This window comes from Pseudomonas lini, from assembly GCF_030812475.1.
Lineage (GTDB): Bacteria > Pseudomonadota > Gammaproteobacteria > Pseudomonadales > Pseudomonadaceae > Aquipseudomonas > Aquipseudomonas lini_A.
Genome location: NZ_JAUSSR010000001.1, coordinates 362,484 through 373,527, shown reverse-complemented (window position 1 = coordinate 373,527; position 11,044 = coordinate 362,484). Strand labels below are relative to the sequence as shown.

The window sequence follows — 11,044 nt, the reverse complement described above, 5'->3', positions numbered from 1 at the left end:
GTACTGCGCATTCGGTGCTGCACTCGTTCAAGTGCCGCACCACCTGTGACTGCTGCTTGCGTAGCTGGGCTACGCAAGACTGCGTCCAGCGGATATTCCGCGGTGAGTCTTGCATGCAAGGCTCACGACGGGCCAAGCCGCCGTGGTTTCTTATTGTCTTAACGCTTCTTCTTGTTGGCGATGTGAATGGCGCCGCCATTCACTGCCAGAGCGGCTTCGTGCAAGGCTTCGGACAGGGTCGGATGGGAGAAAACCATCATGCCCAGGTCTTCCGCGCTGGTGCCGAATTCCATACCGATCGCGCCCTGCTGAACCAGTTCTGCAGCGCTCGGGCCAATCACGTGGACGCCCAATACGCGGTCGGTCTTGGCATCGGCGATGACTTTCACGAAACCGCCGGTGTCGTTGGCTGCCATGGCACGGCCACTGGCTGCGAACGGGAAGGTGCCAACGTTAACTTCAACGCCTTCTGCCTTCAAGGTCTGCTCGGTTTTGCCGACCCACGCGATTTCCGGGTGAGTATAAATAACCGAAGGGATCAAATCATAGTTCATCTGGGCCTTGTGGCCCTTGATGCGTTCGACAACCATGATGCCTTCTTCCGAGGCCTTGTGAGCCAGCATCATGCCGCGAACCACGTCGCCGATCGCGTAAACGCCCGGTACGGTGGTGGCGCAGTGATCGTCAACGTGCACGAAACCGCGCTCGTCCAGGGTCACGCCGCAATCGGCGGACAACAGATCAGTGGTCACCGGACGGCGACCGACGGCTACGATCAGCTTGTCGAACGTGATGGTCTGTTCACCCTTGGCGTCGGTGTAGTTGACCACGACTTCGTCGCCGTTCACCTTGGAACCGGTGACGCGAGCGCCCAGCTTGATGTCCAGACCCTGTTTGGTCAGGGTTTTCAACGCTTCCTTGGAAACGGCAGCGTCAGCGGCCATCAGGAAGGTGTCCAGCGCTTCGAGAACGGTGACTTCGGCGCCCAGGCGGGACCAGACCGAACCCAGCTCCAGACCGATCACGCCAGCGCCGATCACGCCCAGACGTTTTGGTACGGATTGGAATTCCAGCGCGCCGGTCGAATCGACGATCACATTCTGGTCGACCGGAGCCGGTGGAATGTCGATCGGACGGGAGCCTGGCGCCAGGATCACGTTTTCGGCTTCGATGATTTCTACCGAACCGTCAGGCTTGGTGACTTCAACTTTCTTGCCGGCCAGCAGCTTGCCGTGACCCTGGATGGAGGTCACACCGTTGGCTTTGAACAGGGTGGCGACACCGGAGGTCAGGCCTTTGACGATGTTGGCCTTGCGGCCAACCATCGCTGGCACGTCCATGGTCACGCCGGCGTGGTTGATGCCGTGGATCGCGAAGCCTTCTTTGGCTTCCTTGTATTTCCAGGAGCTGTCCAGCAGGGCCTTGGAAGGAATGCAACCGACGTTCAGGCAGGTACCGCCCAGAGCCAGCTTGTCTTCCTTGTCGGTGTACTTCTCGATGCAGGCCGTCGAAAGACCCAGCTGCGCGGCCTTGATGGCAGCCACGTAGCCGCCAGGGCCCGCGCCGATCACTACTACGTCAAATTTCTGCGACATTCAAAAAATCCTCTTTAGCGAAAAGCTCCAGGCCGCGAGCGACAAGCCAAACTGCCTTTACTTGCAGCTTGAATCTTGCAGCTCGCGGCTGCTTTTATCAGATATCCAGCAGCAAACGAGCCGGGTCTTCCAGCAGGTTCTTGATGGTAACCAGGAAGGTCACAGCTTCTTTGCCATCGATCAGACGGTGATCGTAGGACAGCGCCAGGTACATCATCGGACGGATAACCACCTGACCGTTGATCGCCATAGGACGCTGTAGAATGTTGTGCATGCCCAGGATGGCCGCTTGCGGCGGGTTGACGATCGGCGTCGACATCATCGAACCGAAGGTACCACCGTTGGTGATGGTGAACGTACCACCGGTCATCTCGTCCATCGACAGTTTGCCGTCACGGGCTTTCTTGCCGAAAGTGGCGATGCCACCTTCGATTTCAGCCAGGCTCATCAGTTCGGCGTTACGCAGAACCGGTACCACCAGACCGCGGTCGCTGGAAACCGCCACGCCGACGTCGGCGTAGCCGTGATAAACGATATCGGCGCCGTCGATCGAGGCGTTGACAGCCGGGAAGCGTTTCAGCGCTTCGGTGGCCGCTTTCACGAAGAACGACATGAAGCCCAGGCGCACGCCGTTGTGGGACTTCTCGAACAGGTCCTTGTACTTGGAGCGCAGTGCCATGACTTCGGTCATGTCGACTTCGTTGAACGTGGTCAGCATCGCCATGTTCGACTGGGCTTCAACCAGACGCTCGGCAACCTTGGCACGCAGGCGAGTCATTGGAACGCGCTTTTCAACGCGGTCACCGGCGGCGAACACTGGAGCAGCGGCGGCAGGAGCAGCAGCCTTGGCAGGCGCGGCAGCCGGAGCGGATTTCTTTGCGGCAACGGCAGCTACCACGTCTTCCTTGGTGACACGACCGCCTTTGCCGGTACCGGCAACGGAAGCGATGTTGATGCCGTTTTCTTCAGCCAGCTTGCGAGCAGCCGGTGCAGCGACAGGATCTTCTTCGCCTTCGGCAGCTGGCGCGGCAGCCTGTGCAGCGGCCGGAGCAGCGGCAGCGGCTGGAGCGGCAGCAGCGCCGCCCGCTTCGATGGAGCCCAGGACTTCGTCGGACAGAACCGTGTCGCCTTCGTTCTTGACGATAGCGCCCAGTACGCCATCAGCGGTAGCCAACACTTCCAGTACGACTTTGTCGGTTTCGATGTCGACGATCAGGTCATCACGCTTGACGGCGTCGCCCGGCTGCTTGTGCCAGGTGGCAACGGTGCCATCGGCAACCGATTCCGGGAAAGTGGGGGCTTTGATTTCGATAGCCATTATCTGTGGGTCCTTAAATTCGGTTTCAGGTGCGCGAAGGCGTTAAACAGTAAAGGCGTCTTGCAGCAGTTGTTCCTGCTGCTCAGCGTGCATCGATGCGTAACCACAAGCCGGTGCGGCGGACGCCTCACGACCCGCGTATTCCAGGACCAGGCCTTTCTTGTGGTTGTTCAGACTGCGACGCATGTGATGCTGGCTGCTGTACCAGGCGCCCTGGTTCATCGGCTCTTCCTGGCACCAGACCACGTGTTCGAGGTTGGTGTAAGGGGCGAGCGTCTCCATCAGGTCGTCCTCAGGGAACGGGTACAGCTGCTCGAGACGCACGATAGCGATGTCTTCACGACCTTCGGCACGGCGTTTTTCCAGCAAGTCGTAGTAGACCTTGCCGCTGCACAGAACAACGCGCTTGACCTTTTTCGGATCCAGTGCATCGATTTCCGGGATAACGGTCTGGAACGAACCTTCGGCCAGATCTTCCAGGGTAGACACGGCGAGCTTGTGGCGCAGCAACGACTTCGGCGTCAGCACGATCAATGGCTTGCGCAGCGGGCGAATCACCTGACGACGCAGCAAGTGGTAGATCTGAGCCGGTGTAGTCGGTACGGCTACCTGAATGTTGTGCTCGGCGCACAGCTGCAGGTAACGCTCCAGACGAGCCGACGAGTGCTCCGGCCCCTGGCCTTCATAACCGTGCGGCAGCAGCATGGTCAGACCGCAGAGACGGCCCCACTTGTGCTCGCCACTGGTGATGAACTGGTCGATAACCACCTGGGCACCGTTGGCGAAGTCGCCGAACTGGGCTTCCCAGATAACCAGCGCCTCAGGCGTGGTGGTCGAATAACCGTATTCGAACGCCAGGACCGCTTCCTCGGACAGGAACGAATCGTACAGGTCGAAGCGTGGCTGACCCTTGTACAGATTCTGCAGCGGAATGTAGCTGCCGGTGTCTTTCTGGTTGTGCAGGACGGCGTGACGGTGCGAGAACGTACCGCGACCGATGTCCTGACCTGTCATGCGAATCGGGTGACCTTCGAACGCAAGGGTCGCGTACGCCATGGTTTCGGCGTAACCCCAGTTGATCGGCAGGCCGCCGGCTTGCATCTTCTGACGGTCTTCGTAGATTTTCGAGACCTGGCGCTGAACCACGAAGCCTTCCGGAATCTCCAGCAGCTTGGCGGACAGTTCCTGCAAGGTTTTCAGATCGAAGCGGGTATCGTGACGCGCGGTCCAGGCGTGGCCCAGATACGGACGCCAGTCCACGAACAACTCTTTGTTCGGCTCCTTGACCAGGCTTTTTACAACATGCAGGCCATTGTCCAGCGCGTTGCGGTATTCATCGATTTTCGCCTGAACACGCTCGGCGTCGAGCACACCGGCCTGGGTCAGACGATCGGCATACAGTTCACGGGTGGTGCGCTGCTTGGCGATCTGCTGATACATCAGAGGCTGGGTACCGCTCGGCTCGTCGGCCTCGTTGTGGCCGCGACGACGGTAGCAGACCAGGTCGATCACCACGTCGCGCTTGTATTGCATGCGGTAGTCGATGGCCAGCTGGGTCACGAACAACACGGCTTCCGGATCATCGCCATTTACATGGAGGATCGGCGCCTGGATCATTTTCGCAACGTCGGTGGCGTACTCGGTGGAACGCGAGTCCAGCGGGTTGCTGATGGTGAAACCGACCTGGTTGTTGATCACGATGTGCACGGTGCCGCCGGTCTTGAAACCGCGGGTCTGCGACATCTGGAAGGTTTCCATCACCACGCCCTGACCGGCGAATGCCGCGTCGCCGTGGATGGAGATCGGCAGAACCTTCTCGCCGGTAGGGTCGTTGCGACGATCCTGACGGGCGCGAACCGAACCTTCGACCACTGGAGAAACGATTTCCAGGTGGGACGGGTTGAACGCCATCGCCAGGTGGACTTCGCCGCCGGTGGTCATGACGTTGGACGAGAAGCCCTGGTGATATTTAACGTCACCGGAACCCAGCTCGACCTTCTTCTTGCCTTCGAACTCGTCGAACAGCTCGCGCGGGTTCTTGCCGAAGGTGTTGACCAGCACGTTCAGACGGCCGCGGTGGGCCATGCCAATGACGATTTCCTTGGTGCCGTAGGAACCGGAACGCTGGATCAACTCGTCGAGCATCGGAATCAGGCTCTCGCCGCCTTCCAGACCGAAACGCTTGGTGCCCGGGTATTTGGTGCCCAGGTATTTTTCCAGGCCTTCGCCGGCAGTCACGCGCTCAAGCAAGTGGCTCTTGATGTCGGCGGAGTACGTCGGACGCCCACGCACGCTTTCCAGACGCTGCTGGAACCACTGGCGCTGCTCGGAATCGGTGATGTGCGTAAATTCAGCGCCGATGGTGCGGCAATATGTCTGCTGCAACGCTTCGTGAATTTCGCGTAGGCTCGCCTCCTCTTTGCCGATGAACAGGTCGCCGGCACGGAAGGTCGTATCAAGATCGGCATTGGTCAAGCCGTAATGATTGATCGACAGGTCTGCAGGTGCAGGACGCTGCCACAGCCCCAGCGGGTCAAGCTGGGCTGCCTGGTGGCCACGCATACGGTAGGCCTGGATCAATCGCAGCACTTCAACTTGCTTCTTCTCGTGCTCACTGCTCACGCTGCCGGCGGAAACCGGTTGGGCGCGGCGCTGGTTCTTTGCCAGCAAGACGAAATGATCGCGAATCGTGGAGTGCGAAACATCGGTGGCAGTGTTGCCGTCGGCAGGCAACTTCTGAAAGTAGGTGCGCCACTCTTCTGGCACAGCGTTAGGGTCGTGCAGGTAGAGCTCATAGAGCTCTTCCACATAGGCAGCGTTACTACCGGATAGGTAGGCGCTGTTCCACATGCGCTGCATCACGCTTTCTTGCATGCTTGGTCACCCTCGGTTAGGGGAACACCACCGGCGTCGACACCGAGCAAACTTGCAGAAGTCCAAATGCAGCGACCAAAACAAGCCACCTAGGATCACGCTGATAGTCCGGGTACCAGCCCGGATGCCCCTGCTTGTCTCATTTCTTCAAAATAAGAGCCGCAGCCTTTGTAGCTGCTGCTCAGGTTAAAACTACGGCGCCGGTTGAAGCCTGCGCCGTAGCATCTACGGGTACAGCGGTCTTGCGGGTACTACAGCTGAATCACACGCCGCTTTGCAGAAGCATGTTACGAATGTGACCGATGGCCCTGGTCGGGTTCAGGCCTTTCGGACAGACGTTGACGCAGTTCATGATGCTCCGGCAGCGGAAAACGCTGAACGGGTCATCCAGCGCAGCCAGACGCTCGGCAGTCTTGGTGTCGCGGCTGTCTGCCAGGAAGCGGTACGCTTGCAGCAGGGCAGCCGGGCCCAGGAACTTGTCCGGGTTCCACCAGAAGGACGGGCAGGAGGTCGAGCAGCAAGCGCACAGAATGCACTCGTACAGACCGTCGAGCTTTTCACGCTCTTCCGGGGTCTGCAGACGTTCGATGGCCGGAGCCGGCGTGTCGTTCTGCAGGTAAGGCTGAACTTTTTCGTATTGCTTGTAGAAGATGCTCATATCGACGACCAGGTCACGGATAACCGGCAAACCTGGCAGCGGACGAACGATCAGCTTGTTACCTTTTACAACGGCAGACAGCGGCGTGACGCACGCCAGGCCGTTTTTGCCGTTGATGTTCATGCCGTCGGAACCGCAAACACCTTCACGGCAAGAGCGACGATAGGAGAAACCTTCGTCCTGCTCTTTGATCAGGGCCAGCACGTCCAGCACCATCAGGTCTTTACCACCGGTATCGACCGTAAATTCCTGCATGAACGGCGCAGCGTCCTGATCAGGGTTGTAGCGATAAACACTGACTTTCAACATGGCGGCCACCCTTAATAAGTCCGAATCTTGGGTTCAAAAGTCGGAACAGTCTTCGGCGAGAAGTTCACAGCACGCTTGGTCACGCGCTTGTCACCCGGGAAGTACAGGGTGTGGCACAGCCAGTTTTCGTCGTCGCGATCTTCGAAGTCTTCACGGGCGTGAGCGCCGCGGGACTCTTTGCGGATCTCTGCAGCGATGGCGGTGGCTTCGGCCACTTCCAGCAGGTTCTGCAGTTCCAGCGCTTCGATACGTGCAGTGTTGAACGCCTGCGACTTATCGTTGATCTTGACGTTGGCGATACGCACGCGCAGATCAGCCAGCTGGGCAATACCCTTCTGCATGTATTCGCCGGTACGGAATACACCGAAGTAGTTCTGCATGCAGCTTTGCAGCTCGCGTCGCAGGGTTGCCACGTCTTCGCCATCGGTACGCTCGTTCAGAGCGGACAGACGGGCCAGGGCCGTTTCAATGTTGGCGTCGGTGGCGTCGTCGTACTCGATACCGTCGGTCAGCGCTTTTTCCAGGTGCAGACCCGCCGCACGACCGAACACAACCAGATCGAGCAACGAGTTGCCGCCTAGACGGTTGGCACCGTGAACCGATACGCAAGCCACTTCACCCACTGCAAACAGGCCAGGGATGATGGTGTCGACGCCTTCGGCATCCTGGGTGATCGCCTGGCCATGAATGTTGGTCGGAACACCGCCCATCATATAGTGGCAAGTTGGAACGACCGGAACCGGAGCAACCACCGGGTCAACGTGAGCAAATGTCTTGGACAGTTCGCAGATGCCTGGCAGACGGCTGTGCAGTACTTCTTCGCCCAGGTGATCGAGCTTGAGCAAGACGTGGTCGCCATTCGGACCGCAACCGTTGCCGGCGATGATCTCTTTAACCATCGAACGGGCAACAACGTCACGACCGGCAAGGTCCTTGGCGTTCGGAGCGTAACGCTCCATGAAACGCTCACCGTGCTTGTTGATGAGGTAACCACCTTCACCACGGCAACCTTCAGTAACCAGTACACCGGCGCCGGCGATGCCGGTCGGGTGGAACTGCCACATTTCGATGTCTTGCACCGGCACGCCCGCACGCAGGGCCATGCCGACGCCGTCACCGGTGTTGATCAGGGCGTTGGTGGTGGACGAGTAGATACGACCGGCACCGCCTGTGGCCAGCACGGTGGCCTTGGCGCGGATGTAGCTGGTTTCACCGGTTTCGATGCAGATGGCGATAACGCCAACGAACTCGCCTTGCGAGTTCTTCACCAGGTCAACAGCGTAGTACTCGTTCAGGAACGTGGTGCCGGCTTTCAGGTTGCCCTGATAAAGCGTGTGCAGCAGCGCGTGACCGGTACGGTCGGACGCGGCGCAGGTGCGGGCAGCCTGGCCACCTTTACCGTAATCCTTCGACTGACCGCCGAATGGACGCTGGTAGATACGACCTTGTTCGGTACGGGAGAACGGCAGACCCATGTGGTCCAGTTCAAATACCGCAGCCGGGCCTTCCTGACACATGTATTCGATAGCGTCCTGGTCACCGATGTAGTCGGAACCCTTGACGGTATCGTACATGTGCCAGCGCCAGTCATCGTTCGGATCAGCCGAAGCGATGGCGCAGGTAATGCCACCCTGAGCGGAAACAGTGTGCGAACGGGTCGGGAAAACCTTGGTGATCACGGCAGTCTTGTGACCGCCTTGCGCCAGTTGCAGCGCCGCGCGCATGCCGGCACCGCCACCACCGATAATGATGGCGTCGAAAGAAATCGTTGGAATGTTAGCCATGAATCAGATACCCCAGAGAATCTGCACACCCCAGACGAAGTAAGCGAACATCGCAACGCCGCATACTGCCTGGAAAAGGAAACGTACTGCAGTCGCGGACTTGCCCAGCGCCATGGGCGTCAGGTAGTCGGTCGCGATGGTCCACATGCCGACCCAGGCGTGAGCGCCCAGGGCCACAAGGGCCAGCAGACTGAAGATACGCATCCCGTTGTGGGCGAACAGGCCATGCCATTGGTCGTAGCCAATGCCCGGGTTCGCAACGAGGTATCCGATTAGGAAAATGAAATAAGCCGCGAGAACGACCGCAGACACACGTTGCGCCATCCAGTCATAAAGACCGGAACGCGAAAGGTTCGTAACGCTGGTTACCATATCCAAACTCCTGCCAGAACGATCAACACCACGGAAACGGCGATGATAATTTTCGAGCCCAGTGTGCCGCCTTCCAGCGTCTCACCGATGCCCATGTCCATGATCAAGTGGCGCACACCGGCTACCAGGTGATACAGAAGAGCGGACAGGAGGCCCCATGCTACGAACTTGGCCAGCGGGCTGGTCAAGGTTGCCTTCACGTCGGCAAAACCTTCCTCGGAACCCAGGGATTTGCCCAATGCATAAAGCATGAAGCCAAGGCCCAGGAAGAGGATGATGCCGGAAACACGGTGAAGAAACGACGTAACGCCGGTGATGGGGAGTTTGATGGTCCTTAGGTCTAGGTTTACAGGTCGTTGGCTTTTCACGGCTTTTTTTTCACACTGAAGAGCCCCTAACAATCAGGGCAAAGTTGTTGGGGAGTGCACTGGTCAGGTAACCACCACCCAGGGATGCGACCCCCAATAAAGCAGGCCCAAAAGCCCCTGGCGGTCGGTGGCCGAGTATAGACAGTTAGGTCACTAATGACAACGCGTTCACCTTCCCCTAATAGCGCATTGCACAAGTTGGATAAAAGGCGTAAATGGCAGTCAATTTCGAGGAAAAAGTCGGGTTAAAGCCTTCTGGAGCAAGAGTTTAGTCAAATTGACATTCGAATTTATCTCACTATAGTGGTGCGGGCCCTGCGTGGGGGGTCTGTCTGATGATTTCAAGCATAAATAGGAGGCCACATGGCTGACAAAAAAGCGCAGTTGATCATCGAGGGCGCTGCCCCCGTCGAGCTGCCCATTTTAACCGGCACCGTTGGTCCCGATGTTATCGATGTTCGGGGCCTGACGGCCACGGGCCGTTTCACCTTTGACCCTGGCTTCATGTCGACCGCTTCCTGCGAGTCGAAGATCACCTATATCGACGGCGATAACGGCATCCTGCTGCACCGCGGCTACCCGATCGAACAGTTGGCTGAAAAGTCGGACTACCTGGAAACCTGCTATCTGCTGCTCAACGGCGAGTTGCCGACCGCAGAACAGAAGGCCCACTTCGTCAGCACCGTGAAGAACCACACCATGGTTCACGAGCAGTTGAAGACCTTCTTCAACGGCTTCCGTCGCGACGCCCACCCGATGGCCGTCATGTGCGGTGTAGTCGGCGCCCTCTCGGCCTTCTACCACGACTCCCTGGACATCAAGAACCCCCAGCATCGCGAAATCTCCGCGGTCCGCCTGGTGGCCAAGATGCCGACCCTGGCAGCGATGGTTTACAAGTACTCCATGGGTCAACCCATGATGTACCCGCGCAACGATCTGACGTACGCGGAAAACTTCCTGCACATGATGTTCAACACCCCGTGCGAGATCAAACCGATCAGCCCGGTACTCGCCAAGGCCATGGACAAGATCTTCATCCTCCATGCCGACCACGAGCAGAACGCATCGACCTCCACCGTGCGCCTGGCCGGTTCGTCGGGTGCCAACCCGTTCGCCTGTATCGCCGCCGGTATCGCTGCACTGTGGGGCCCTGCCCACGGCGGCGCGAACGAAGCCGTCCTGTCCATGCTTGACGAAATTGGCGATGTCTCGAACATCGACCAGTACATCGCCAAGGCCAAGGACAAGGACGATCCGTTCAAACTAATGGGCTTCGGTCACCGGGTCTACAAAAACCGCGACCCACGCGCCACCGTGATGAAGCAGACCTGCGACGAAGTGCTGAAAGAGTTGGGCATTACCAACGATCCGCAACTCGAACTGGCCATGCGCCTGGAAGAGATCGCCCTGACCGACCCGTACTTCATCGAGCGCTCGCTGTACCCGAACGTCGACTTCTACTCGGGGATCATCCTCAAGGCGATCGGCATTCCAACCAGCATGTTCACCGTGATCTTCGCCTTGGCGCGGACCGTCGGCTGGATCTCCCACTGGAAAGAAATGCTCTCCAGCCCGTACAAGATCGGCCGTCCGCGGCAGTTGTACACCGGCTACGAGTCGCGTGACATTCCAGATCTGGAAGACCGCAAATAAGACCTGTCTTGCGATGATGTCTTGAGCTGTACCGGGAACGGCCTCTGTTTATAGGGGCCGTTTTTGTTTGTGCGCCTTTTGGGATGCGCGGCGGCCTTTGGGCCGACCGGGCT

The 11,044-nt window shown here is 58.7% G+C and carries 8 protein-coding genes; 1 reads left to right on the top strand and 7 read right to left on the bottom strand.

Annotation, left to right across the window (positions count from 1 at the left end; all coding sequences use genetic code 11):
* Positions 1-158: 158 nt before the first annotated feature.
* The 7 genes from lpdA to sdhC form a co-directional block, all read right to left on the bottom strand.
* Positions 159-1,595, bottom strand: a complete 1,437-nt coding sequence (lpdA, locus tag J2W17_RS01830) for a dihydrolipoyl dehydrogenase (protein WP_307328285.1) — start codon at positions 1,593-1,595, stop codon at positions 159-161.
* A gap of 97 nt (positions 1,596-1,692) precedes the next feature.
* Positions 1,693-2,913, bottom strand: coding sequence for a 2-oxoglutarate dehydrogenase complex dihydrolipoyllysine-residue succinyltransferase (odhB, locus tag J2W17_RS01825; RefSeq protein WP_307328283.1), 1,221 nt, complete (start codon positions 2,911-2,913; stop codon positions 1,693-1,695).
* Between the two features lie 42 nt (positions 2,914-2,955).
* Positions 2,956-5,787, bottom strand: coding sequence for a 2-oxoglutarate dehydrogenase E1 component (locus J2W17_RS01820; RefSeq protein WP_307328280.1), 2,832 nt, complete (start codon positions 5,785-5,787; stop codon positions 2,956-2,958).
* A gap of 262 nt (positions 5,788-6,049) precedes the next feature.
* On the bottom strand, positions 6,050-6,754 hold the full coding sequence (locus tag J2W17_RS01815; RefSeq protein ID WP_307328278.1) for a succinate dehydrogenase iron-sulfur subunit: 705 nt from the start codon (positions 6,752-6,754) through the stop codon (positions 6,050-6,052).
* 11 nt (positions 6,755-6,765) lie between these two features.
* Positions 6,766-8,538 (bottom strand): succinate dehydrogenase flavoprotein subunit, encoded by a 1,773-nt coding sequence (gene sdhA / locus J2W17_RS01810; protein ID WP_307328276.1) that lies wholly within the window; start codon positions 8,536-8,538, stop codon positions 6,766-6,768.
* A 3-nt stretch (positions 8,539-8,541) separates the two neighbouring features.
* Positions 8,542-8,910, bottom strand: coding sequence for a succinate dehydrogenase, hydrophobic membrane anchor protein (gene sdhD / locus J2W17_RS01805; protein ID WP_007959040.1), 369 nt, complete (start codon positions 8,908-8,910; stop codon positions 8,542-8,544).
* A complete protein-coding gene (gene sdhC / locus J2W17_RS01800; protein ID WP_307328271.1) occupies positions 8,904-9,278 on the bottom strand; it encodes a succinate dehydrogenase, cytochrome b556 subunit in 375 nt (124 codons plus the stop codon). Before sdhC ends, sdhD begins: the two co-directional genes overlap by 7 nt.
* 363 nt (positions 9,279-9,641) lie before the next feature.
* Between sdhC and gltA the strand changes: the two genes are divergently transcribed.
* Positions 9,642-10,931 (top strand): citrate synthase, encoded by a 1,290-nt coding sequence (gene gltA / locus J2W17_RS01795; RefSeq protein ID WP_307328269.1) that lies wholly within the window; start codon positions 9,642-9,644, stop codon positions 10,929-10,931.
* Positions 10,932-11,044: the final 113 nt, after the last annotated feature.

Excerpts from the sequence above, each read along its gene's own strand:
- lpdA (WP_307328285.1), bottom strand. The coding sequence starts at position 1,595 with ATGTCGCAGAAATTTGACGTAGTAGTGATCGGCGCGGGCCCTGGCGGC.
- odhB (WP_307328283.1), bottom strand. The coding sequence starts at position 2,913 with ATGGCTATCGAAATCAAAGCCCCCACTTTCCCGGAATCGGTTGCCGAT.
- J2W17_RS01820 (WP_307328280.1), bottom strand. The coding sequence starts at position 5,787 with ATGCAAGAAAGCGTGATGCAGCGCATGTGGAACAGCGCCTACCTATCC.
- J2W17_RS01815 (WP_307328278.1), bottom strand. The coding sequence starts at position 6,754 with ATGTTGAAAGTCAGTGTTTATCGCTACAACCCTGATCAGGACGCTGCG.
- sdhA (WP_307328276.1), bottom strand. The coding sequence starts at position 8,538 with ATGGCTAACATTCCAACGATTTCTTTCGACGCCATCATTATCGGTGGT.
- sdhD (WP_007959040.1), bottom strand. The coding sequence starts at position 8,910 with ATGGTAACCAGCGTTACGAACCTTTCGCGTTCCGGTCTTTATGACTGG.
- gltA (WP_307328269.1), top strand. The coding sequence starts at position 9,642 with ATGGCTGACAAAAAAGCGCAGTTGATCATCGAGGGCGCTGCCCCCGTC.